General features: G+C 39.1%; 27 protein-coding genes, 2 tRNA genes and 1 pseudogene. 29 read left to right on the plus strand and 1 reads right to left on the minus strand.

Annotation, left to right across the window (positions count from 1 at the left end; translation table 11 throughout):
- Positions 1-61: 61 nt before the first annotated feature.
- The 22 genes from MKX69_RS03715 to MKX69_RS03820 all read left to right on the plus strand — a co-directional run bounded on the left by MKX69_RS03715 (position 62) and on the right by MKX69_RS03820 (position 16,490).
- Entirely contained in the window at positions 62-817 is a 756-nt protein-coding gene (locus tag MKX69_RS03715) for an alpha/beta hydrolase (RefSeq protein WP_258430301.1), read from the plus strand.
- A 2-nt stretch (positions 818-819) separates the two neighbouring features.
- Positions 820-3,177 (plus strand): ribonuclease R, encoded by a 2,358-nt coding sequence (gene rnr / locus MKX69_RS03720; protein ID WP_258430300.1) that lies wholly within the window; start codon positions 820-822, stop codon positions 3,175-3,177.
- 21 nt (positions 3,178-3,198) lie between these two features.
- On the plus strand, positions 3,199-3,663 hold the full coding sequence (gene smpB, locus MKX69_RS03725) for an SsrA-binding protein SmpB (RefSeq protein ID WP_002289013.1): 465 nt from the start codon (positions 3,199-3,201) through the stop codon (positions 3,661-3,663).
- A gap of 301 nt (positions 3,664-3,964) precedes the next feature.
- The gene (atpB, locus tag MKX69_RS03730; protein WP_212481347.1) at positions 3,965-4,684 is read left to right on the plus strand and encodes a F0F1 ATP synthase subunit A; all 720 of its coding nucleotides are present in this window, start codon (positions 3,965-3,967) and stop codon (positions 4,682-4,684) included.
- A 52-nt stretch (positions 4,685-4,736) separates the two neighbouring features.
- Positions 4,737-4,952 (plus strand): ATP synthase F0 subunit C, encoded by a 216-nt coding sequence (atpE, locus tag MKX69_RS03735; RefSeq protein WP_002289011.1) that lies wholly within the window; start codon positions 4,737-4,739, stop codon positions 4,950-4,952.
- A gap of 90 nt (positions 4,953-5,042) precedes the next feature.
- Entirely contained in the window at positions 5,043-5,567 is a 525-nt protein-coding gene (gene atpF, locus MKX69_RS03740) for a F0F1 ATP synthase subunit B (protein WP_341008852.1), read from the plus strand.
- Positions 5,554-6,096: a F0F1 ATP synthase subunit delta gene (locus MKX69_RS03745; protein ID WP_002289009.1), complete on the plus strand. Its 543-nt coding sequence runs from the start codon at positions 5,554-5,556 to the stop codon at positions 6,094-6,096. The genes atpF and MKX69_RS03745 overlap by 14 nt, the downstream gene beginning before the upstream one ends.
- A gap of 22 nt (positions 6,097-6,118) precedes the next feature.
- Positions 6,119-7,675, plus strand: coding sequence for a F0F1 ATP synthase subunit alpha (gene atpA, locus MKX69_RS03750; RefSeq protein ID WP_341008855.1), 1,557 nt, complete (start codon positions 6,119-6,121; stop codon positions 7,673-7,675).
- A 13-nt stretch (positions 7,676-7,688) separates the two neighbouring features.
- Positions 7,689-8,591, plus strand: coding sequence for a F0F1 ATP synthase subunit gamma (locus tag MKX69_RS03755; RefSeq protein WP_002317883.1), 903 nt, complete (start codon positions 7,689-7,691; stop codon positions 8,589-8,591).
- Between the two features lie 22 nt (positions 8,592-8,613).
- Positions 8,614-10,020 (plus strand): F0F1 ATP synthase subunit beta, encoded by a 1,407-nt coding sequence (gene atpD, locus MKX69_RS03760; protein WP_002289006.1) that lies wholly within the window; start codon positions 8,614-8,616, stop codon positions 10,018-10,020.
- Positions 10,021-10,033: 13 nt separating this feature from the next.
- Positions 10,034-10,456, plus strand: coding sequence for a F0F1 ATP synthase subunit epsilon (locus MKX69_RS03765; RefSeq protein WP_002289005.1), 423 nt, complete (start codon positions 10,034-10,036; stop codon positions 10,454-10,456).
- A 468-nt stretch (positions 10,457-10,924) separates the two neighbouring features.
- Entirely contained in the window at positions 10,925-11,155 is a 231-nt protein-coding gene (locus MKX69_RS03770; RefSeq protein WP_002289004.1) for a DUF1146 family protein, read from the plus strand.
- A 96-nt stretch (positions 11,156-11,251) separates the two neighbouring features.
- Complete coding sequence (gene murA / locus MKX69_RS03775; protein WP_002289003.1) at positions 11,252-12,553, plus strand: UDP-N-acetylglucosamine 1-carboxyvinyltransferase; 1,302 nt, start codon at positions 11,252-11,254, stop codon at positions 12,551-12,553.
- Between the two features lie 12 nt (positions 12,554-12,565).
- On the plus strand, positions 12,566-12,742 hold the full coding sequence (locus MKX69_RS03780) for a DNA-directed RNA polymerase subunit beta (protein ID WP_002292789.1): 177 nt from the start codon (positions 12,566-12,568) through the stop codon (positions 12,740-12,742).
- 134 nt (positions 12,743-12,876) lie between these two features.
- Positions 12,877-13,173 (plus strand): membrane protein insertion efficiency factor YidD, encoded by a 297-nt coding sequence (gene yidD, locus MKX69_RS03785; RefSeq protein WP_002289000.1) that lies wholly within the window; start codon positions 12,877-12,879, stop codon positions 13,171-13,173.
- A 63-nt stretch (positions 13,174-13,236) separates the two neighbouring features.
- Positions 13,237-13,704 carry a GNAT family N-acetyltransferase gene (locus MKX69_RS03790; protein ID WP_341008861.1) on the plus strand — a complete coding sequence of 156 codons (468 nt, stop codon included), beginning with the start codon at positions 13,237-13,239 and terminating at the stop codon, positions 13,702-13,704.
- An 84-nt stretch (positions 13,705-13,788) separates the two neighbouring features.
- A complete protein-coding gene (locus MKX69_RS03795; RefSeq protein WP_002302918.1) occupies positions 13,789-14,673 on the plus strand; it encodes an ROK family protein in 885 nt (294 codons plus the stop codon).
- 113 nt (positions 14,674-14,786) lie between these two features.
- Positions 14,787-15,023, plus strand: a complete 237-nt coding sequence (locus tag MKX69_RS03800) for a DUF2969 domain-containing protein (protein WP_002316425.1) — start codon at positions 14,787-14,789, stop codon at positions 15,021-15,023.
- Positions 15,024-15,110: 87 nt separating this feature from the next.
- Positions 15,111-15,191 (plus strand) — tRNA-Tyr (locus MKX69_RS03805).
- 6 nt (positions 15,192-15,197) lie between these two features.
- Positions 15,198-15,269: transfer RNA gene (locus tag MKX69_RS03810), tRNA-Gln, on the plus strand.
- Positions 15,270-15,392: 123 nt separating this feature from the next.
- The gene (locus MKX69_RS03815) at positions 15,393-15,563 is read left to right on the plus strand and encodes a hypothetical protein (protein WP_002294990.1); all 171 of its coding nucleotides are present in this window, start codon (positions 15,393-15,395) and stop codon (positions 15,561-15,563) included.
- A 219-nt stretch (positions 15,564-15,782) separates the two neighbouring features.
- On the plus strand, positions 15,783-16,490 hold the full coding sequence (locus tag MKX69_RS03820) for a GntR family transcriptional regulator (RefSeq protein WP_341008864.1): 708 nt from the start codon (positions 15,783-15,785) through the stop codon (positions 16,488-16,490).
- Between the two features lie 58 nt (positions 16,491-16,548).
- On the opposite strand, the gene MKX69_RS03825 is transcribed toward MKX69_RS03820, so the two are convergent.
- Positions 16,549-17,193: a YigZ family protein gene (locus MKX69_RS03825; RefSeq protein ID WP_341008865.1), complete on the minus strand. Its 645-nt coding sequence runs from the start codon at positions 17,191-17,193 to the stop codon at positions 16,549-16,551.
- Positions 17,194-17,319: 126 nt separating this feature from the next.
- Between MKX69_RS03825 and MKX69_RS03830 the strand changes: the two genes are divergently transcribed.
- From MKX69_RS03830 to prfB, 7 genes and pseudogenes are all read left to right on the plus strand, one after another.
- Positions 17,320-17,607: a DUF7662 domain-containing protein gene (locus MKX69_RS03830; RefSeq protein WP_002294988.1), complete on the plus strand. Its 288-nt coding sequence runs from the start codon at positions 17,320-17,322 to the stop codon at positions 17,605-17,607.
- 106 nt (positions 17,608-17,713) lie between these two features.
- Positions 17,714-18,034 (plus strand): PTS sugar transporter subunit IIB, encoded by a 321-nt coding sequence (locus MKX69_RS03835; RefSeq protein ID WP_002292778.1) that lies wholly within the window; start codon positions 17,714-17,716, stop codon positions 18,032-18,034.
- Between the two features lie 80 nt (positions 18,035-18,114).
- Positions 18,115-19,429, plus strand: a pseudogene (locus MKX69_RS03840) (DEAD/DEAH box helicase family protein).
- The gene (locus tag MKX69_RS03845; RefSeq protein WP_002299428.1) at positions 19,426-20,145 is read left to right on the plus strand and encodes a ComF family protein; all 720 of its coding nucleotides are present in this window, start codon (positions 19,426-19,428) and stop codon (positions 20,143-20,145) included. The pseudogene MKX69_RS03840 and the gene MKX69_RS03845 overlap by 4 nt, the downstream one beginning before the upstream one ends.
- A gap of 127 nt (positions 20,146-20,272) precedes the next feature.
- Positions 20,273-20,824 (plus strand): ribosome hibernation-promoting factor, HPF/YfiA family, encoded by a 552-nt coding sequence (hpf, locus tag MKX69_RS03850; protein ID WP_002294985.1) that lies wholly within the window; start codon positions 20,273-20,275, stop codon positions 20,822-20,824.
- A 221-nt stretch (positions 20,825-21,045) separates the two neighbouring features.
- Positions 21,046-23,580, plus strand: a complete 2,535-nt coding sequence (gene secA / locus MKX69_RS03855; protein WP_002289770.1) for a preprotein translocase subunit SecA — start codon at positions 21,046-21,048, stop codon at positions 23,578-23,580.
- Between the two features lie 125 nt (positions 23,581-23,705).
- Positions 23,706-24,807 (plus strand): peptide chain release factor 2 gene (gene prfB, locus MKX69_RS03860; protein ID WP_096948712.1). Its coding sequence is split into 2 segments (ribosomal slippage): positions 23,706-23,777 and positions 23,779-24,807, totalling 1,101 coding nucleotides; the frame shifts between segments, so codons are not numbered across the junction.
- The last annotated feature ends 65 nt before the right edge of the window (positions 24,808-24,872 follow it).

Raw genomic sequence — 24,872 nt, forward strand, 5'->3', positions numbered from 1 at the left:
TGCAAAGAGAACGCTTAAGAAGAAGTTATGAAAGAAACTATGGTAAAATGAGGCGAAAGAGGTGAGACGAGTGAGACAATTACCAAAACCCCTTTATGCAAAACATGGAAAGCGAGCGGTTTTGCTGCTTCACGCTTACTCAGGAAGTCCAAACGATGTTCGAATGCTCGCACGATTTTTGGAAAAAGCAGATTATACAGTTTATGCGCCGCTTTTTAAAGGACACGGAACAATGGAGCCATATGATATCTTGCAAGAAAAAGCAGAAAGCTGGTGGGCAGACACTAAAAAAGCCATCCATTTTTTACAGTCTGAGCAGTTTTCTGATATTGCCGTATTAGGATTATCGATGGGCGGCATCTTTGCTGTACGAGCACTAGAAGAAGAATCAGTGATTGGCGGCGGTTTTTTCTGTTCGCCTTTGTCTCCTGTAAAAACAAACGTGCCTGAAAACTTTGAAAAATACGTACGTCAAGTGCTGAAGACAGCAGGTAAATCAGAGAAAGAAATCAATGAAAAAGCAGTTGCTTACCGCTCGTTAGCTGAACAACAATTAATGGATATACAAGCTCAGGCAGCAATCGTAGAAAGTAGGTTGTCAGATATCCAACAGCCGATATTTTTAGCTCAAGCTGGGAAAGATGAAATGGTCGACCCTAATGGCGTATTTGAAACTGCACGCAAGTTGATCCGTCAGCGAGTGACACTTCAATGGTATCCTGAAAGTGGTCATGTGATTACAGTTGGTACAGCAAGACGCGAATTAGAAAAAGACGTCTTGGAATTTTTAGAAAAATTACCTTGGAATGAGGAATAAATATGACAAAAGAAACGATAAAAGAGAAAATTCTCTTTTTCATGGAAAGCAGTCGCAAACGCAGTTTTTCTATGGAAGAAATCGCTGAAGGTTTAGGGTTCCAAAAAAGCGATGATTTTAAATTACTAGTACAAACGATTGCTCAAATGGAAAGAGAACAGAGTATAGTTTTCAATAAAAAAGGAAAAGTGAAACTTCCTTTAAAACCAATCTTGATCGAAGGAACATTTCGAGCAAATGAACGAGGATTTGGATTTGTAACGATTGATCCCGAAGAAGATGACATCTATATCCCAAAAGAAGCGACTGGTTTTGCAATGGATGGAGACACCGTAGCAATCGATATCATGAAGCGAGCAAATACAGATATGGATCGCGGAGCAGAGGGGAAAGTAATCGAGATTCGAGACCGGGCGACTACTCAGTTAGCAGGGGAATTCGTTGCTTATTCAGAAGAAGAAATACAAGAAACAGATCTTTACGGCGTTGTTATCCCGAAAGATAGAAAGCTCAACCAATTTAAAGTATATGCAGCAGCAGAGGGAGTTCGTCCAGTTGACGGAAGTATTGTGCTGATCGAACTGACCCATTACCCTGAAAAAGGGTATGCGACTAGTTTAGAAGGGATAATCAAGCAAGTGATTGGTCATAAGAATGACCCTGGCATGGATATCCTCTCAATTGTCGTGGCTAATGGTATCCCTACGAAATTTCCTGATGATGTATTGTCTGAAGCAGATGAAGTTCCAGATCAAATCAGCGAAAAGGATATAACTGGACGTAGAGATTTAAGAAATCAGCTCATTGTTACGATTGATGGAGAAGATGCAAAAGATCTAGATGATGCAGTTACGGTTAAAAAATTAGATAACGGTAATTATTTTCTTGGGGTACACATTGCAGATGTTTCTTACTATGTGACACAAGGCAGTCAATTGGACAGAGAAGCATATGAAAGAGGGACAAGTGTATATTTGACTGATCGAGTGATTCCGATGATCCCGCAACGTTTATCGAATGGTATCTGTTCACTGAATCCCCATGTTCCAAGGCTGACCATGAGTTGCGAAATGGAGATTGATCCAAATGGACAAGTAGTCTCTCATGATATTTTCCCAAGTGTGATCCAAACAACAGAACGGATGACCTACACAGCTGTCAATCAAATCTTAGAAGATCAAGACGAAGAAACGATGCAACGCTATGCTCAGCTCGTACCTATGTTCCAAGAAATGGGTGAATTGCATCGAATCCTTGAAACGATGCGAATCAAACGTGGCGCGATTTCTTTTGAGGATCGCGAAGCGAAAATCCTTGTTGATGCTGAAGGACACCCAAATGACATCCAGCTAAGAAGCAGAGGAATTGGTGAACGCTTGATCGAATCTTTCATGCTTGCGGCCAATGAAACGGTAGCTGAACATTATAATAAATTAAATCTGCCGTTTATTTACCGAATCCATGAACAGCCAAAAGAAGAAAAAATGCAGCGCTTCTTTGATTTTGCTTCAGCTTTGGGCATTCTGGTCCGAGGAACGAAAGGAACGATCACACCAAAAGATTTACAGCATGTGATCGAAGGAGTAGAAGACAAACCAGAAGCTGCAGTTATCAATACTATGTTGCTAAGAAGCATGCAACAAGCACGCTATTCAGAAGACAATTTTGGGCATTATGGCTTAGCGGCAGATTACTACACACACTTTACATCTCCTATTCGACGCTATCCCGATCTAATCGTCCATCGTCTGATCCGTTCTTACAGTGAAGATAAAAGTGAAAGCAATCAAAGTTCGTGGGCTGCGGAACTTCCTGAAATTGCAGATCATAGTTCTAAGATGGAACGTCGTGCAGTAGAAACAGAACGTGAAGTAGATTCCATGAAGAAAGCAGAATTCATGATGGACAAAGTGGGAGAAGAATTCGATGGGATCATCAGCTCTGTTGTGAAATTCGGCCTGTTTATCGAACTGCCGAATACAGTAGAGGGATTGATCCATATCAATGAATTGAAACAGGACTACTTCCATTTTGTTGAAAATCATTTAGCTCTTGTAGGTGAAAGAACTGGTCTGACTTTTAAAATCGGACAGAAAGTGCGAGTAAAAGTAGTCAAAGCTGATCCAGATGAACGAGCAGTAGATTTTGAACTTGTTTCCGCAGAAGAGGTTACAGCGTTGGAACGGCCAAAAACACGAAATGGAAAATCAGGAAAACGCGAAGGAAAACAAGCAGGAAAACGCCCAGAAAGAAATGGCAAGAAGAACAAACGATATAGCGATAGTAAGCAAACGTTCGGTAAGAAAAAAGGGAAGAAGCCATTTTACAAAGGTGTTAAAAAGAAGAAAAAGAAAAAATAAAATGAGTTGGAGGAAACAGCTATGCCAAAAGGCGAGGGAAAATTAATTGCACAAAACAAGAAAGCTCGCCATGATTATTCGATCATCGACACGATGGAAGCAGGGATGGTCTTGCAAGGAACCGAGATCAAGTCGATACGAAACAGCCGGATCAATCTAAAAGATGGATTTATTCGCGTTCGCAACGGAGAAGCTTTCTTGCATAATGTTCATATCAGTCCTTATGAACAAGGAAATATTTTTAATCATGATCCGTTGCGCACGAGAAAGTTATTATTACACAAAAAACAAATCATCCGGCTTGAAAATGAATTGAAAAATACTGGAATCACTGTTGTTCCTTTAAAAGTCTATATTCGTAACGGCTATGCCAAGGTATTGATTGGTCTGGCGAAAGGGAAAAAATCTTATGATAAACGGGAAGATTTGAAACGAAAAGATATCGATCGACAAATTGATCGAACATTAAAAAATTTCTCTAGATAATTTCATTATCCTTTTTCGCATATTCGGTGCTTTTGCTTTTACTTAATGATAAAATTTGTTAGCATTTAATCTGATAAAACATGATTATCATAGGTTTTTTCTTAGATCAGGAGCACCGTGTATAAAGAAAAATTCGCTTCGTTTTTGACTGAAATAAAAAAGTGTCTAATTTTCATGAAAATGTTTTGAATTTTCTGTTTCATGGTGGTATGATACCGTGTGGTTAGAAACCGATTGGAAAAAACCAGATACGCACATGAATTGATTTTATGTGAATTTCGGGGAAAAGAGGTGAAATGGATTGGATGAACGCTCGCTAACGTTCCACATTGGACCAATTTGGTTTGATGGTACAGTTTGTATAATGGTGTTACTGACCTGTTTGATTGTTTTCTTCTTAGCTTACTTTTTTACAAGAAATCTTAAGTTGAAACCAACAGGCAAACAAAATGCGATAGAATGGGTCATTGATTTTAGTCGAGGAATCGTAACAGATAATCTGCCTAGAAAAGAATTGAGCAATTTCCATTTGTTGGCATTTACATTGTTTTTATTTGTTTTTGTTGCAAACAACATCGGTTTAGTAACAAAAATCGTTTTACCTAACGAAACAACACTTTGGAAAAGCCCGACAGCAGACCCGTTTGTTACTTTAACTTTGGCATTTATAATGATCTTACTTACTCACTTATTTGGGGTGAAAAAGTTAGGCTTCAAAGGATATTTCGTAAATTCGTTCTTGAAACCATATAGTTTTATGTTTCCGATGAAACTGATTGAAGAATTTACAAACTTATTAACACTTGCTTTACGTCTTTATGGGAATATTTATGCGGGGGAAGTTTTGCTAACCTTGATTGCAAAAATGGTAATAAGCTTAGGCTGGTTCTCATTTCCGTTAGCAATTCCATTAGAGATGGTCTGGATCGCATTCTCCTTGTTTATCGGAAGCATCCAAGCATTTGTCTTCGTTACTTTATCTATGGTTTATATGAGCCATAAGATTGAAGTGGAAGAATAATATTCGTTTTAAAAACAAACTACTATTTATCTAATTTAGGAGGAAAACAATTATGAATTATATCGCAGCAGCAATCGCAATCATGGGAGCAGCAATCGGAGCCGGTTATGGTAACGGTCAAGTTATCTCTAAAACAATCGAATCAATGGCTCGCCAACCTGAAATGTCTGGTCAATTCCGTACAACAATGTTTATCGGGGTAGCTCTAGTCGAAGCTGTTCCTATCTTAGGGGTAGTTGTCGCCTTGATTCTAGTTTTTGGTGTTTAATTGAATCAGTATTAAGGCAGAAACAATTTGGTTTGTTACTGCTTTTTTACATGAAAACTAGAAGTACTTCAAAGAAAGGAAGGCTCGCCTATGCTGAATCAATTGGCAATTGCAGAAGTTGGCAATGCGATGTTAGGAAATGTCATCGTTGTCAGCGGCTCATTTTTGATACTACTGGCTCTCTTGAAGCATTTTGCTTGGGGACCAATCAGCGATATTTTGAAAAAACGTGAAGACAAGATCGCCAATGATTTGGATTCTGCAGAACAATCTCGCATCAACTCAGCGAAAATGGAACAAGAACGCGAACAACAATTGTTAGCCGCTCGTTCTGATGCAGCTGATATCATCAAAAATGCGAAAGAAAGTGGAGAATTAAGCCGCCAAAATATTTTGAAGGATGCTCAAGAAGAAGCAGCTCGTCTAAAAAGTAAAGCCCAAGCTGATATCACTGTAGAACGTGATTCAGCGCTGAAATCTGTAAAAGACGATGTTGCAGAACTATCTCTTCAAATCGCGGAAAAAATCTTGAACAAAGAATTATCTCCAGAAATGCACGAATCATTAATCAATCAATATATCGAAGGTCTAGGTTCTTCAAATGAAACTAGATAAATATACAGTAGGAAGACGTTACGGGAAAGCTTTATTTGAACTGGCGATCGATTCAAATCAAGCAGAAGAAATCTATCAAGATCTCGTAAGCTTACGTCAAATCTATGAACAAGTACCTGGATTAGGTAATATGTTAAGTGATGTTCGTCTAGAACCTCATGAAAAACGAGAAATCATGGACAAGCTTGTTAGTGGCTATGATGGAATCGTTAAAAACTTTTTAGAAGTTGTTTATGCGTATAACCGAATGGATGATCTTTTGTTCATGATCGAAGAATATGAACGTCGATATGATGAACATCAAGGTTTGCTGTTGGGAAGTGTCACAACAGCAGTTCCACTTTCAGACGAACAACGAATACAATTAGAAAAGAATGTTGCAAAAACAATGAACTATCAATCAGTCGAATTAAAACAAATCGTTGATTCTTCTATTATTGGTGGCGCGATTGTTGAAGCTAACCATCGAGTAATCGACGGAAGCATTCGCACGCAATTAGAAAATATGCGTAATCAATTAAATAGATAGTACAAAGAGGTAGGTGAATCGAATGGCCATCAAAGCAGAAGAAATTAGTGCCTTGATTAAAGAACAAATTGAAAATTATCAAAACGTGCTTTCAGTCGAAGAAATCGGTACCGTAACTTATGTAGGTGACGGGATCGCTCGTGCACATGGTTTAGAAAACGCGATGAGTGGTGAGTTGCTTGAATTTTCAAATGGCTCATACGGAATGGCGCAAAACTTAGAATCAAATGATGTAGGTATCATTATCCTTGGCGATTTCGAGTCCATTCGTGAAGGAGATAAAGTAAAACGAACAGGAAAGATCATGGAAGTTCCAGTTGGAGAGGCCTTGATCGGACGGGTAGTTAATCCGCTAGGTCAGCCAATCGACGGACTAGGTGAAATCGTTACTGACAAAGCTCGTCCAGTAGAAGCAATGGCACCAGGCGTTATGCAACGTAAATCTGTTAACGAACCAATGCAAACAGGTCTAAAAGCAATCGACGCTCTTGTACCAATCGGACGCGGCCAACGTGAATTAGTTATCGGTGACCGTAAAACAGGGAAAACTTCTATTGCGATCGATACGATCATCAACCAAAAAGGTCAAGATATGATCTGTATCTATGTAGCAATCGGACAAAAAGATTCTACAGTTCGTACACAAGTTGAAACATTGAAAAAATATGGCGCAATGGATTACACAATCGTTGTGAATGCCGGTGCGTCTCAACCAGCGCCGTTGCTTTATATCGCACCATATGCTGGTACTGCAATGGGTGAAGAGTTCATGTACAACGGTAAACATGTCTTGATCATTTTTGATGATCTTTCAAAACAAGCTGTTGCTTATCGTGAACTTTCCTTGCTACTTCGCCGTCCACCAGGTCGTGAAGCTTATCCAGGGGATGTTTTCTACTTACACTCACGCTTATTGGAACGTGCAGCAAAATTAAGTGATGATTTAGGTGGCGGTTCAATGACTGCCTTACCATTTGTTGAAACACAAGCTGGAGATATCTCTGCTTATATCCCAACAAACGTTATTTCGATCACTGATGGACAAATCTTCTTAGAAAGCGACTTGTTCTACGCAGGTACTCGTCCAGCGGTTGATGCCGGACTATCTGTATCTCGTGTAGGGGGTTCTGCGCAAATCAAAGCAATGAAAAAAGTTGCTGGGACTTTACGCCTAGACTTAGCAAGTTACCGTGAATTAGAAGCATTTACACAATTCGGTTCTGACTTGGATGCAGCAACACAAGCAAAACTAAATCGTGGACGCCGTACAGTAGAAATCTTGAAACAAAAATTGCATGCACCGCTAGCTGTTGAAAAACAAGTAGTGATTTTGTATGCTTTGACACATGGATTCTTAGATAGTATCCCTGTAGACAGTATTTTAGACTTCGAACATGAATTATTCGAATATCTGGATACCAATCATTCAGATATCTTTGAAACAATCCATACAACAAAAGATCTTCCAGAAGAAGAAGCGTTGAACAGTGCGATTCAGGAATATAAAGACATGTTCTTAGCTACAAAAGGAAGTAATTCCTCTACAGAAGATAAATTGAAATCCATTCAAAATGCATAGTGAGGTGAGATGAATGGGTGCTTCATTAAATGAAATCAAGACACGTATCGCTTCAACGAAAAAAACGAGCCAAATCACGCGGGCAATGCAGATGGTGTCTGCTTCTAAGTTGACAAAATCTGAAGCTTCTTCACAGAAGTTTCAGGTTTATGCAACAAAAGTAAGAGAAATCGTTACGCATTTGACTGCTACTCAGTTAAATGATATTGCCTCAGAAAATCCTAGAGGGGATATCAATTACAACAGCATGCTGCTCAGCCGTCCTGTTAAGAAAACTGGTTATATCGTCATCACTGCAGATGGCGGTTTAGTCGGTGGATATAACAGCTCGATATTGAAACAAACGATGTCTATTTTAGAAGAAGACCACCAATCACCCGATGATTACGTGATGATCGCAATTGGCGGAACTGGTGCAGACTTCTTTAAAGCACGCGGTATCAATCTAGCATATGAGCTGCGCAATCTATCTGATCAGCCAAGCTTTGATGAAGTCCGCAAAATCGTAAATATGGCAACAACTATGTTCCAAAACGAAGTATTCGATGAATTATACGTATGTTATAACCATCATATCAATTCGCTAACTAGTCAGTTTCGTGTAGAAAAAATGCTGCCAATCTCAGACTTAGATCCAGAAGAAGCAACTACTTTCGAACAAGAATATATTTTTGAACCTTCAAAAGAAGAAATCTTGTCTCAGTTATTGCCTCAGTATGCTGAAAGTTTGATCTACGGTGCGATCGTTGACGCCAAAACAGCAGAACATGCTGCTGGTATGACAGCAATGAAAACAGCAACTGATAATGCTGCTAATATCATTGATGAGCTGACGGTTTCTTATAACCGTGCAAGACAAGGGGCTATTACCCAAGAAATTACCGAAATTGTTGCCGGAGCTTCGGCACTAGAATAGTATTGAGATTGGAGGAAAAAAGATGAGTTCAGGCAAGATTGTTCAAGTAATCGGTCCCGTTGTCGACGTGGAATTTTCTTTAGACCAATCCTTACCAGATATCAACAACGCATTAGTTGTTTATAAAAATGACGAAAATAAATCAAAAGTTGTTCTTGAAGCAGCGTTAGAATTAGGGGACGGAGTGATCCGGACCATTGCGATGGAATCAACAGATGGTTTACAAAGAGGAATGGAAGTCATTGATACAGGCAAAGCAATCTCTGTTCCTGTAGGTAAAGAAACATTAGGTCGCGTATTCAACGTACTAGGAGATACGATCGATTTAGAAACACCTTTCCCAGAAGATGCGGAAAGAAGCGAAATTCATAAAAAAGCACCAGCCTTTGACGAATTAAGTACAAGTACAGAAATTTTGGAAACAGGGATCAAAGTTATCGATTTGCTTGCCCCATATTTAAAAGGTGGGAAAGTCGGACTATTCGGTGGTGCCGGTGTTGGTAAAACCGTACTGATCCAAGAACTGATCCATAATATCGCCCAAGAACATGGTGGTATTTCTGTATTTACCGGTGTAGGTGAACGTACTCGTGAAGGTAATGACTTGTATTATGAAATGAAAGATTCAGGAGTTATCGAAAAAACAGCCATGGTGTTCGGACAAATGAACGAACCACCAGGTGCACGTATGCGTGTTGCTTTGACTGGTTTGACGATTGCGGAATATTTCCGTGATGTAGAAGGTCAAGATGTACTGTTGTTTATCGACAACATTTTCCGTTTCACTCAAGCTGGATCTGAAGTATCAGCCTTGTTAGGACGGATGCCTTCTGCGGTTGGTTATCAACCAACATTGGCAACAGAAATGGGTCAATTGCAAGAACGTATCACATCTACGAAAAAAGGTTCGATCACATCGATCCAAGCAATCTATGTGCCAGCCGATGACTACACTGACCCGGCGCCGGCAACAGCATTCGCCCATTTGGATGCGACAACCAACTTGGAACGTAAATTAACAGAACAAGGGATTTATCCAGCGGTAGATCCATTGGCTTCTTCTTCAAGTGCTTTAGCACCTGAAATCGTGGGAGAAGAACATTATAAAGTAGCAACAGAAGTCCAACACGTATTGCAACGATATCGTGAATTACAAGATATCATTGCTATCTTAGGTATGGATGAATTATCCGATCAAGAAAAAGTGTTAGTTTCTCGTGCCCGCAGAGTCCAATTCTTCTTGTCACAAAACTTTAACGTGGCTGAACAATTTACTGGTCTTCCAGGTTCATATGTCCCTGTAGAAGAAACAGTGAAAGGATTCCGCGAAATCTTGGAAGGCAAATACGATGATCTTCCTGAAGAAGCTTTCCGAAGTGTTGGCCGAATCGAAGACGTCGTAGAAAAAGCGAAAACACTAGGCTACTAGAAAGGGGTGCCCCATGGATCAATATTTAACAGTAAATGTGGTAACTCCTGCCGGTTTGGTCTATGATCACCATGCAGCTATCGTCGTTGCACGTACGACAGCTGGTGAGCTTGGGATTTTGCCTAAACATGCACCAATCATCGTTCCATTGACGATTGATGAAGTTCGTGTAAAACGAACAGATTCAGATACCCACGTCGATTGGATCGCTGTTAATGGCGGAATCATGGAAGTTCGTGATAATGTTGTTTCAATCGTTGCTGATAGTGCGGAACGTGAACGTGATATCGATGTATCTCGTGCGGAACGTGCAAAACAACGCGCAGAACGCCAAATCGAAGAAGCAAAAGCAAAACAAGATACGAACGAATTGAAACGGGCAACTGTTGCGTTGCACCGAGCAATCAATCGTATCAAAGTATCTAAGCACTCATAAAATGAGATGCGGATGTTTATCCGTGTTTAAGAACAGTAAAAAGAGGTTATGACAGAAGTGGTCAGCTTCAAGACATAAGAAGGAATTTACGAAAATTGCTTCTTAAATTTTTGTGAAATCTCAGCTTATTTTTCGAAGAAGCTACTTCTGGAACACCGTATATCAGAGGTTGTGAAATCAGCGTTTTGTCCTGAGTATTAGAGAAACAAATGGAAAATAGTTCCTCATATTTTGCCGTTTTTTGAGCTAATACCGAGGGTCAGATGATTGAACACCGTTTATTTGGAATAAGGGACTGCGACAAGACTTTTGTCTCAGTCCCTTTTTTTGCATATTTTTAGCATTTATTTCCTAAAAAATGTAAGGGGATTCCTATATTTTTAAGTATACTTGTTTTTCCTTTTATACATTTTATGGTATTATCATTTTATTAGTTATTATAAAACAATCGTTAGAAAGGACGTCATTATGCAAGTATACGGAATTGATGCGGTGCTTCGAATCGTGAGTCATTTGGCGTTTATCTACTTAGCCTTCTGGTCTTTACGTTCGTTACGCATTGAAACTTTTTTCAGACCAATGCATAATACGCAAATTAGAATGGCAATCGTACTTTTTTCAATTTTTTTAGGGTACACTGCAAGTAATTTTTTCTTAGAAGTTATCGCTTTATGCCGAAATCTTTTCGTTAGCCTGTAAATTTTAAAAAAAGGTACTATTTTAAAAGCAAGGATGTTATAATAGAAAAGATTTTGAGTAAGTGTATGCTCATTGGAATTTTTTGGAGGGAACAACATGGAAGAGATCATCGTAAGAGGTGGCAATCAATTAAATGGAACAGTAAGAATTGAAGGAGCTAAAAATGCTGTTTTGCCTATTTTAGCTGCTAGTTTGTTAGCAGAAGAAGGTATTACGACATTAGACAACGTTCCGATTCTTTCTGATGTCTTCACTATGAATCAAGTGATTCGTCACTTAAACGTAGATGTAGATTTTGATGAACAAAAGAATCAAGTAACAATCGACGCTTCAAGACAATTAGAAATCGAAGCGCCTTATGAGTATGTTAGTCAAATGCGTGCTTCAATCGTTGTGATGGGTCCGCTACTTGCCAGAAATGGACATGCAAAAGTAGCTATGCCTGGTGGATGTGCGATTGGTAAACGACCAATCGATTTGCATTTAAAAGGATTTCAAGCTTTAGGAGCAAAAATTATTCAAAAAAACGGCTATATCGAAGCAATTGCGGATGAATTGATCGGTAACACGATTTATTTAGATTTCCCTAGTGTAGGTGCTACTCAAAATATCATGATGGCTGCCGTAAAAGCAAAAGGAACAACCATCATTGAAAACGTAGCTCGCGAACCAGAAATCGTTGATTTAGCAAACATTTTGAATAAAATGGGCGCTCAAGTCTATGGAGCTGGTACTGAAACAATGCGTATTGAAGGCGTGGATCATTTACATGCAGTCAACCACTCAATCGTACAAGATCGTATCGAAGCAGGTACCTTTATGGTTGCTGCTGCAATGACACAAGGCAATGTGCTGATTGCAGATGCTATCTCTGAACATAACCGCCCATTGATTTCTAAATTGATCGAAATGGGTGCAGAAATCATTGAAGAAGAAGGCGGAGTCCGTGTCATCGGACCAAAACATATCTTACCTACAGATGTAAAAACGATGCCTCATCCTGGTTTCCCTACAGATATGCAAGCTCAAATGACAGCTATCCAATTAGTTGCAGAAGGTACAAGTGTGGTGACTGAAACAGTGTTTGAAAATCGTTTCCAACATTTAGAAGAGATGCGCCGTATGAACGCTCATGTCAAAATCGACGGAAATGTAGCAATCATGGATGGAAACCATGAATTGCAAGGTGCAGAAGTATATGCAACAGACTTGCGGGCAGCAGCAGCATTAGTTTTAGCTGGCTTGAAAGCAAATGGAATCACACGTGTGCGTAACTTGAATTATCTAGACCGTGGATATTATAATTTCCATATCAAACTACAGCAATTAGGTGCAGACGTCGAACGTGTAGACATGGATCAAACTTCTGCTGAAAAAACAGCACAAACGATTGCTTAAGGAAGTGGCTGAATGAGTAACCAACGATATATCTTATTAACTTTGATAAAGATTTTAGTGGTGATCTTATTGCTTATCCTTCTTTTTGTGGCCGGAACGATGATCGGATATGGTGTCATTGGTGGCGGCAATCCATTTAAAGTATTCCAGCCAAGTTTGTGGATTCATATTCGAGACTTTTTTCATTGATAAATAAGAATCACAGTGGTTCTAGTCGATATGAAGTGAGCCATGAAGCAGAACATGATAAAAGAAAACAGAAGGGAACGTTGACGTTAGTCGCGATCCCTTTTTTTAGTAAAAGAAAAGAAGGAATCTAATTGATGAAGAAGATATTGATTTATTTAGTTAGAGGATATCAGCGCTTTATTTCGCCTGCATTTCCACCTAGCTGCCGTTATTACCCAACCTGTTCCAATTATATGATAAAAGCAATTCAAACCCATGGTGCGCTAAAAGGGACGGTAATGGGGACTGCACGGATCTTACGCTGTCATCCTTTTGTCAAAGGCGGTATCGATTATGTACCATTGACATTCCGATTAACGCGAAATAAGAAAGATAAAAAAGAACCAGATTATAAAAAGGTTGTGAAAAATACGGGTAGCACTGAGCGATAAAGAAAAAGAGGAAATTTATTGTCAAAGTAACAACTCCGCAACTACTTATATGGGGGACAAAAAATGATCGAAGAACTAAACAAGAAAGATTTACCATGGTCCTTGTTATTAGATGCAGATCCTGATAAAGAAAAAGTTCAAGTATATGTTTCCAGAGGGAGTGGCTGGATATGGAAAGAAAAAGAAAAAACAATAGGTGTACTGATCTATGTGGCAAGGAAAAAAGAATACGAAATCGTCAATGTAGCAGTAACCCCAACGTATCAAGGAAAGGGGATTGGCGGAAAATTACTTGAGACAGCTTTTCAGAAGCTTTCACAGCTAGCTTCAAGCCAAACTCGGATCATTATACGTACTGGCACTACTAGTAGCGCTGCGTTACACCTCTATCAAAAAATGGGCTATGTGGAGATTGGTCGAGTCAAAGACTATTTTATCCATCATTACTCTGAGCCCATTTTTGAAAATGGAGATCAATTAAGGGATCAAGTGATTTTAGCAATTCACTTACCTAAAAATAGCTTTAACTAATAAACTTTCAATTCGAGAAAATGCTTTCAAATGCTAAATAGATACATTACAATAGCTTTAGCAAACAAAAAGGAGAATATTTTTATGGGAATATTAGTTTTTGATTTTGGTGGATCGGCTGTCAAATATGGTTGTTGGGATGGCAAAGAGATTAAAGGTAAGGGACAATTTGCAACGCCTGAATCTTGGGAAGAAATGAAAACGCAATTATTTCAAGTTTATAAAAAAATACTCGTTTCTTTTGAAGTCGAAGGAATTGGAATCAGCTCTCCTGGAGTAGTGAATAATGAGAAACAGGTGATTGAGGGAATCAGTGCGATTCCTTATATTCATGGATTTAATATTTTCCGAGATTTGGAAACTCTGTTTCAACTCCCAGTAACGATTGAAAATGACGCCAACTGTGCCGGAATGGCTGAATTTTATGAAGGTGCTGCCCGTGATTATCAAGATGTTGCTTTTGTTGTGGCAGGAACTGGGATTGGCGGGGCGTTGTTCACGAAAGGACAAATAAATAAAGGGGCACATCTTTACGGTGGAGAATTTGGGTTGATGTTCTTAGATGGCGATAAGACATTCAGTAAACTTGGTACAGCGGTACAGATGGCTTGGCGTTATTGTGAACGCAAAGGTCTCGATAAAAATGCTTATACCGGAAAAGATGTCTTTGAATTAGCAGAAACTGGAGATGCAATAGCAAAAGAAGAAGTTGAGAGTTTTTATACGTATCTTACAAAGGGATTATTCAGTATTCAATTTTCGTTTGATCCAGAAGTGATCGTATTAGGCGGCGGGGTTTCTGCAAAAGAAGGGCTCATTGATGAGATCAAAAGCCGAATGAAGAAGCTGACAGAACAATTCGATCTGCATGATTTCGAACCGCAGATTTTATTATGTGAGTACAGAAACGATGCTAATCTTGTAGGTGCAGCAGCAAACTATCTCGCTGTACGTCAAGGAGAGAATTAAGAGCTTTAGAGAAGGTGCAGCTTGCATAAAAGAAGAGAATGAAATGAATAGGAGATTTTTACCTAAGGAATGTTTTATTTGCTGCAGTATGATAAAATATCTGAGAGGTGAAAATGATGTCAAAAAAAAATAAAGATATTGAAGTGCGTATAGAAGAAGTGAAAAAAGATATCAAAGGTAAGAATTATGAAGTCACTCAGTTATTTATAGGGAAAAAAATGATTGGTGAGATCTTAGCCTATGGGCCAAAAGAATATGAAATTTTCTTTGGTGAAGAAGATTTTGGAAAAGAAAAAAGTCTTGAAAATGCGATAGAAACAGTGATTCGACACTGGAATCTGCACGAATAAAAAAATATCAAAAAAACTTTCAATAAAGGGTTGCAAAAATCTGGAAAATTAGGTATTATAACTAAGTCAGGTTGATACAAACCTTTCGGAGGAGTAGCGAAGTGGCTAAACGCGACGGACTGTAAATCCGTTCCTTAGGGTTCAGTGGTTCGAATCCACTCTCCTCCATTTCATTGGGGTATAGCCAAGCGGTAAGGCAAGGGACTTTGACTCCCTCATGCGTTGGTTCGAATCCAGCTACCCCAGTATACCACAATCGTAAGCTCTCGTTAGTTCGAGAGCTCTTTTTTTGCTTTGCTACCTTGTTCCTTGAAGATTCTGCTGAATTAAGATAGAGTTAAGTTAACTACAAGAATTGGAGGGATCCACATGAAATGGAAAGAAAAAGTAGACGAAGCAGCTGAAAAGTTATATGATTTGGTCAAATCAGAAAAATACAATATTGAAGTGAATATTCCGAAAAAAGGCGGAAAAGCGGTCCAGGTAAAATCAAAACGCCCAACGAATCATACAAAAAAATGGATGGCTAAAAACCGCTAATAATAACAAAAGATCCATAAGTCGACATTTTCATCGATTTTAGGGTCTTTTGTTATTTTCTAGGTTGAACATATCTAAAAAATTGTTTCTGACAATAGGAGTAGGGAGAACGATGTGTGTCTAAATCCTCTGTTGATGGATAGAAACCTTTATCTTTTTCAGTTGTGAATCAGGTATATACCAGTTATAATAGAAGAAACGAAAGGACGGGTGTACGTTATGTCGAATCAATTACCTGTATATATACAGATTCATGACCAATTAAAAAATGAAATCGAACAAGGTATATGGAAAGTCGGAGACCGTCTTCCTTCAGAAAGAGAATTAGCAGTGAAATTCAATGTCAGCCGTATGACGTTGAGACAAGCAATTAAAAACTTGGCAGATGAAGGAATCTTAGAAAGAAAGATCGGTTCGGGTACATATGTTGCGCGAGAAAAAGTACAAGAAAAAATGTCTGGTGCAACAAGTTTTACAGAAATTATGGAATCGCAAAATCGAGTACCGTCTAGTAGGACAATCTCTTATTTCTTGACTTCGCCAAGCTCGAGTGAAATGGAAAAACTAAACTTGAGTAAAGATGACACGATTTTGCGAATGGAACGTATTCGTTTCGCAGATGATGTCCCTATTTGTTTTGAAGTTGCCAGTGTGCCACAAAAGCTGATCGATGGCTACAGCAAAGCAGAGATTACTGAATCGTTGTATCGCACGCTAGAAGAAAAAGGCGGGAAAAAGATCGGTCCAGCGAATCAAACGATTACTGCTGTGTTGGCTTCTGAGAAAATTGCTGACTATTTAGAGGTAAAACGAGGAGATGCAGTTCTTCGTTTGCGCCAGATTTCTTATTTTGAAGACGGTACGCCGTTTGAGTATGTGCGTACGCAATACGTAGGAAATCGTTTTGAGTTTTATTTGGAAAAATAAAAAACAGGTGATCCCTGATTCCTTATTAGAAATAAAAGAGAATCAGAATCACCTGTTTTTATATATGATCAGTTACCAGTTGCTCGTGATAAGAAACAGGACCCTCTTTAAATTGGACTTGTCCGTTCAGCAGCTCAATGATGGATTCTTTAAAGTGGTCAGCACTTTTTTCATCTACAGCACAGATGACGCTAACTTGATCAGTATATTGGATTTCTTTTATAAAAAAATGTTGGAGTTCAAGATAATTCTGTAATTTTCCTAGTTGCGGATACGTGATCATCACAGAGATCTCCTGTTGCAAGGTACCTTCTACGATTCCAATGTCAGGCAATGCTTGAGAGACAGCATGAGTGTATGCTCGTATTAATCCGCCTGTGCCGAGTTTCGTTCCTCCAAAATATCGAGTGACTACTGCAGCTACATTGATCAGTTGATTTTTTTTGAGGACTTCCAACATCGGTACGCCCGCCGTTCCACTTGGTTCTCCATCATCGCTGCTTCGCTGGATTTCATTTTTTTCTCCAATGATGAAGGCGCTGCAGTTATGGTTCGCTTTCCAATGTTCTTTTTTTATTTCTTGAATGAAACTTTTTGCTTGGTCCTCTGATTCTATTCGTCTAAGAGAACAGATAAAGCGTGATTTTTTGATCTCAATCTCACTTTGTCCATTTTCTTTTATTGTACGATAGCGCTCGATCATCTTGTCACCTCTTTTTTTCATTTTCTTTATTCAGTATAAATAAAGTTCTAGGTTGTTTCAACACTGTAACGGTTGCGCAATTGCTGTAGTATGCGATAATAAAGACAAAGGCAGGTGGATCTGGGGATGCAGGAACGAATGAAAAAGTACGATGCAATTACGCATTATTTGAAGAACAATGGCGGCTCTCAAGTAACGTTGACCTTTACCCAATTTGACGAACTGCTGTTTCCCAGTAACGGACTTCCCAAAACAGCAAGGGAAAGTACAGATTGGTGGGCAAATGATTATAAACACCCTGAAAAAGGTGCCTATGGCTGGATAAATGCAGGCTATGAAGTAGTTGTCATCAATTTGGACAAAGAATATGTCGTGTTCAATAAATTAGTGAAATCTAGTTGGCTATTTGATTAAATAAACCGCGTTTAGAAAGCGTTGACAAATTTCTTTCTTTTTATATAATAGAGTAACAGACGCGAAGAAAACGTTTGCGTAGTTTGTTTTAAAAAGGAGAGAAAGTATGGCTAAAAAAACAATCATGCTTGTATGTTCGGCTGGTATGAGCACAAGTTTACTAGTAACAAAAATGCAAAAAGCTGCTGAAGCAAAAGGAATCGACTCTGATATTTTCGCTGTGTCCGCTTCTGACGCAGATAACAATCTTGCAAATAAAGACGTGGATGTGTTGTTATTAGGCCCACAAGTTCGCTTTATGAAAGCTGATTTTGAGAAACGTCTGGAACCAAAAGGCATTCCTTTAGATGTCATCAATATGGCTGATTATGGTATGATGAATGGCGAAAAAGTGTTAGATCAAGCAATCACGCTCATAGGTGAATAAATAGAACAGTATAACTATCGAACAAGCGATCCAAAAAATAGATCGCTTGTTTTTTCGTATATTTTTTTAGGGCGAATAATATGAATCATTTTTGGGGTAGAAGGCTTCTGACGAGAGATATTAAAGCAATAGACTGTGAGGAGGTAAATTTACCAAATTATGAGAAGATCGCAGCAGTGGAACGTTTGGGCAACTGGATTCTTTGTCATCGCTGTGGAATGAGGACGTCCGTCATTGTTGGACAGCTTGCAGATTACGGTTATTTTTGTACACATTGTCTATATTTAGGGCGATGCGACACTCAACAAGATTTATATTTGTTTGATCAGCCTGAAGCAAAACCTCGAGAAGTCGTCTTTTTTTGGACAGGACAGCTTACTGAAAAACAAACGGAAATCGCAAAGAGAATACTTTGCCATTCAGAAAAAAGACATCATCTTATTTGGGCTGTAACAGGTGTAGGGAAAACAGAGATGCTTTATCCTATTTTAGTGGAAACTTTAAAAGCTGGAGGAAGAGTAGCGATTTGTACACCGCGAGTCGATGTTTGTAATGAATTGTTTTTACGCTATCGTTATGTTTTTCCAGAAGAAAAAATCACGTTGCTCCATGGGAATACAGCAACGGCTTATACCTTTACTTCTTTTGTTATCTGTACGATTCATCAGCTATACCGTTTTTATCGGTCCTTTGATTTAATAGTGATCGATGAGATCGATGCGTTTCCTTATAACGGGGATGCAGGATTAGCTCATGCTGTGCAAACAGCGATTAAACCAGACGGACGATTCATCTACTTAAGTGCCACACCTGATAAAAAGTTGCTAAAGGAAATCAAGCAGACGTTTGACATCCACAAACTTGCTTTACGCTTTCATCGGCGTTTGCTTCCTGAACCCGTCTTGGTTTTCATGAATAATTGGCGACAAAAATGCAAGAACAAAGAAGAAGATAAAATCTTTGGTGCGGATCATTCATCAATTAATTAAAGAAAACCATATCCTTTTATTTTGTCCAAGTATCACGATGATGCATCGTTTGAAAGCCACACTTCAAGAGGCTCTTCCGAGATATGAGATCACAGATGTTTCTTCAAGAGACAATCAGCGGGCGGAAAAAGTCCAGAAAATGCGAGAAGCAAAATATGACATACTGTTAACCACGATGATCCTTGAACGTGGAGTCACATTTGAAAGAATATCCGTTATCGTTTTAGGAGCGGATCATCCGGTTTTTACTAAATCTTCTTTGGTACAAATCGCAGGAAGAGCCGATCGTAAAGGGCCTTATACGAACAGTCAAGTATACTTTTTCTATGAAGAAAAAACTGCAGCTATTCGAAAAGCTTGTCAGGAAATCAAAGAAATGAATGAAGAAGGGAAGAAGATGCTGTGAGGTGCAGTTGCTGCAGTAAAGATATCGTCCAAAATTTAACATTCAGCGAGATTATTGGTGTTTCGAAATACAGATTACCTCAGACTTGTTCAGTTTGTCGCGCACAATTTCATTTATTGGAAACAAGAGGCTGTTCTGGCTGTCAAAAACCAATCCATTTCAATCTAGAGAGTACGAAAAAGAAAGTAAAGTCTATTCCCGTTTACTGCAGTGACTGTCAAGAATGGAAGAAGAAATATCCGACCTATGATTTTCAGCACCGTGCCTTTTTTGTGTACGATGAAAATATGAAGGCCTGGCTCAATCAATACAAGTTTATGGGAGATATCCGACTAGCAGGCACCTTTGCATATAAATGGACGCAGATAAAAAAAGAATACCCGACATACATCTATTGTCCAATACCTTTATCTGAAAAAAGGCGAACAGAAAGAGGATTCAATCAAGTAAGCGAGATGTTGAAAGCAGCAAGAATTCCTTTTCAGATGCTACTCAAAAGAGAGAAGCATCTGCTGGCTCAAGCAAAAAACACGCGAAAGGAAAGATTGGAGATGCCTCAACCTTTTGAACTTGCAGTCACCTTTTCTAAGATACAAAATAAAAAAATATTGATTATTGATGATGTCTATACAACAGGACAGACTCTTTTCCACGCAGCAGATTGTTTGCAGGTCGCACAGCCGAAAATCATCCGAACCATTTCTTTGGCGAGATGAATTAGATGTGGAAATTTGATAGCGATTTAATTTGCAAATAACCTAGAGTTCGATATAATAGAATTAAGAAGAGGGAAAGAGTGGTCCTTCTCCTTCTTGATTGTGGTAGACGAAAGGGGTAATTTTTATGTTTAGATATAATGTACGCGGCGAAAATATCGAAGTAACTGAAGCGATTCGCGACTACGTTGAGAAAAAAGTAGGCAAACTAGAACGCTATTTCAGTGACGCACCCGATGCAACGGCGCATGTGAACTTAAAAGTTTATACAGAAAAAACAGCAAAAGTGGAAGTAACGATCCCATTACCTTATCTTGTATTACGTGCCGAAGAAACTTCTCCAGATTTATACGCAAGTATCGATTTGGTTGTTGACAAATTGGAACGCCAAATCCGCAAATTCAAAACAAAAATTAATCGTAAATCCCGTGAAACGGGCATGAATACTGCAGATGCTGCTGCTTTATTCAATGAAGAGGACGAAAACGAAAATGATTCTGAATTAGATATCGTACGTACGAAACGCCTTTCATTGAAACCAATGGATAGTGAAGAAGCAGTCTTACAAATGAACATGCTGGGACATAACTTCTTTATTTTTGAAGATGCAGAAACAAATGGTACAAGTATCGTTTACCGCCGTAAAGATGGAAAATACGGACTGATTGAAACAGACTGATCAGTCTTACTTAAATAACAACGAAAACTTGCAGCAGCTACTGACAGCTGCCGCAAGTTTTTTTGAGTTTCCTCCTCTTTTAGATGAAATATGAATAAATTATGAAGTTCTTACTTTAATACGCTTAAGATATTTCAATTATCTATAACTAATGATAAAATGAAAAGTAAAGTCTACATAGTCTGGATAATACACAGAAGGAAAAGGAGATTACACAACGCATGGCCAATTTGATTCGTTCACTTATCGAAAACGATAAGAAAGAACTAAAACGTTTAGATAGCATTGCAAAAAAAGTTGAAGCATACGCTGACCAAATGGCAGCATTAACTGATGAACAATTACAGGCAAAAACTGCTGAATTCAAGGGCAGATACCAAAAAGGAGAAACATTAGATCAATTACTTCCGGAAGCTTTTGCAGTCGTCCGAGAAGCAGCAAAACGTGTATTAGGTTTATATCCATACCACGTACAATTGATGGGTGGAATCGTGCTTCACGATGGAAATATCCCTGAAATGCGTACTGGTGAAGGTAAAACCTTGACCGCAACGATGCCAGTATATCTAAATGCTCTGACTGGCGAAGGGGTACACGTAGTTACCGTCAATGAATATTTAGCAACCCGTGACTCGACGGAAATGGGCGAACTTTATAATTTCTTAGGATTAACAGTGGGGTTGAATATCAACTCAAAATCTTCGGATGAAAAACGCGAGGCTTATAATTGTGATATCACTTATAGTACGAATAATGAATTAGGATTTGACTACTTGAGAGACAATATGGTCGTTTACCGCCATCAAATGGTACAACGTCCGCTGAATTATGCCATTGTCGATGAAGTTGACTCAATCTTGATTGATGAAGCGAGAACGCCGCTGATCATTTCAGGGCAAGCAGAAAAATCCACAGCTTTATATACAAGAGCAGACAACTTCGTGAAACGTTTGAAAGAAGAAGAAGATTATAAAATCGATGTACAATCAAAAACAATCAGTTTAACCGAAGCAGGGATCGAAAAAGCAGAAGAAACATTCGGTTTGGATAACTTATACGACATTGAAAATACTGCATTGACCCATCACTTGGATCAAGCATTGAGAGCCAACTATATCATGCTTTTAGATATCGATTATGTTGTCCAAGACGGAAAAGTACTGATTGTTGACCAGTTCACTGGTCGGATCATGGATGGACGCCGTTATTCAGATGGACTTCACCAAGCAATCGAAGCTAAAGAAGGCGTAGAGATCGAAGACGAAACGAAAACCATGGCGACGATCACTTTCCAGAACTATTTCCGTATGTACAAGAAACTTGCGGGAATGACTGGTACAGCTAAAACAGAAGAAGAAGAATTCAGAGAAATTTATAACATCCAAGTATACCAGATTCCGACAAATCGTCCGGTTATCCGTGATGATCGTCCAGATTTGCTTTACCCAACATTACAAAGCAAGTTCCACGCTGTCGTGCAAGATATCAAAGATCGCTACCGCAAAGGTCAACCTGTGTTAGTCGGAACTGTTGCGGTTGAAACATCTGAGTTATTATCAGATATGCTGAATCAAGAACGTATTCCTCATGAAGTGCTGAATGCGAAAAATCACTTTAAAGAAGCAGAGATCATCATGAATGCTGGTCAAAAAGGTGCTGTGACGATTGCTACCAACATGGCTGGTCGGGGAACAGATATCAAGTTAGGACTTGGGGTAAGAGAACTTGGTGGTCTAGCAGTTATCGGGACAGAACGACATGAATCTCGTCGTATCGATAACCAGCTTCGAGGACGTGCAGGACGTCAAGGAGACCCTGGTATGTCACAGTTCTACTTGTCATTGGAAGATGATTTGATGAAACGATTCGGTTCAGAACGAATCAAAGCTTTCTTAGATCGGATGAAGATCGGTGAGGAAGATGCTGTTATCCAAAGCAAGATGCTGACGAAACAAGTAGAATCTGCACAAAAACGTGTAGAAGGAAATAACTATGACACACGTAAAAACGTCTTACAATACGATGATGTGATGCGTGAACAACGTGAAGTAATCTATAAACAGCGACAAGAAGTAATCATGGAAGAAAAAAGCTTATCCAAGCCACTAATGAACATGGTCAAACGGACAATCAGTCGTGTAGTAGATGCGCATACACAATTAGAGAAAGAAAATTGGAATTTGGAAAGTATCATCGATTTTGCCGGCAGTACTCTTGTCCATGAAGATAGCATTACTCTTGCAGATATCGAAGGAAAAACAGCTCAGGAGATCAAAGAGTATCTAAACGAACGAGCACAAGAAGTATTTAATACCAAAGCGGCTCAACTAAATGGTCCAGAGCAACTGTTGGAATTTGAAAAAGTCGTGATCTTGCGTGTTGTGGACTCTAAATGGACAGACCATATTGATGCAATGGATCAATTACGTCAGTCAATCGGCTTACGTGCTTATGGACAGAACAATCCATTAGTCGAATATCAAACAGAAGGCTATAAGATGTTTGAAGATATGGTAGGCGCCATCGAGTATGAAGTCACTCGAATCTTTATGAAAGCTGAGATCCGTCAAAACGTACAGCGTGAACAGGTTTCTCAAGGAACAGCTTCTCACTCAGAAGACGGAGATGCCAAAGAAAATAGTAATACTAGCGCGAAAAAACAGCCAATCCATGTGAATAAGGTCGGAAGAAATGATCCTTGTCCTTGTGGAAGCGGGAAAAAATATAAGAACTGTCATGGAAAAAATGCAAACTAATTTCTGACAGCAGGATTGGTGAGACAAATTCTTTTTTTAAGAATTCGTCTCACCTTCTTTCTGTTATTTGCTGATTCTGTTAGACTAGATATAATGAAAAAAGTATAGTGAAAGAAGGAAAAAACATGGAAATATCCGAAATTCGAAATCTCCTGACAGAAATGCAGGAAAAGGTCACAAGTTTCAGGAGGTCTCTTTGACTTAGATCAGCTGGAAGAAGACATCGCGGAAGCAGAAGCAAAAATGGCTGAACCTGGTTTTTGGGATGACAGCGAAGCCGCACAAAAAGTGATCAGTGAAAATAACGCTAATAAAGAAACTTATGACCAATTCCATTCTCTTGCCGAAGAACTAGAAGAAATCGAATTGATGGTGGAGATGCTGCAAGAAGAACCTGATGCAGCAATGCAAGAAGAAGCAGAAACACGTATCAATGCATTAGATGAAAAAATGAAGACGTATGAATTATCTATGCTGTTAGACGGACCTTATGATCGAAACAATGCGATCGTCGAATTGCATCCAGGGGCTGGCGGAACGGAGTCCCAAGACTGGGGCAGCATGCTTTTACGTATGTATACACGTTGGGCAGAGCAGCATGGCTATCAAGTAGAAACACTAGATTATCAAGCAGGTGATGAAGCAGGGATCAAGAGTGTGACCCTGCTGATTAAAGGACATAACGCTTTTGGTTATCTAAAATCAGAAAAAGGTGTTCATCGCCTTGTACGGATTTCGCCTTTTGACTCAGCGAAACGACGTCATACTTCTTTTTGTTCGGTAGATGTGATGCCAGAGCTTGATGAAACGATCGATATAGAAATCAATCCAGATGATTTGAAAATCGATACGTACCGAGCAAGTGGTGCAGGTGGTCAGCACATCAATAAAACAGAATCTGCTGTACGGATCACTCACTTGCCTACAGGAACAGTAGTAGCTAGTCAGGCACAACGCTCACAATTGAAAAACCGTGAGCAAGCGATGGGGATGTTAAAAGCTAAGCTTTATCAATTAGAAGTGGAAAAGAAAGAACAAGAAGCAGCTGCACTTCGAGGAGAACAAAAAGAAATCGGCTGGGGTTCACAGATCCGTTCTTATGTTTTCCATCCCTATTCTATGGTAAAAGACCATCGGACAAACGTAGAGACAGGAAATGTCCAAGCAGTTATGGACGGTGACCTTGATTTATTTATTGACGGCTATTTAAAAATGCATCTACAATAAGAACCCATTGTTAAATTGAAATAAAATTGTAAGATTTTGCAAGCATGTTGAAACATTGCCATGCT

The organism is Enterococcus sp. FSL R5-0957 (assembly GCF_038008005.1).
Taxonomy (GTDB): domain Bacteria; phylum Bacillota; class Bacilli; order Lactobacillales; family Enterococcaceae; genus Enterococcus_B; species Enterococcus_B faecium.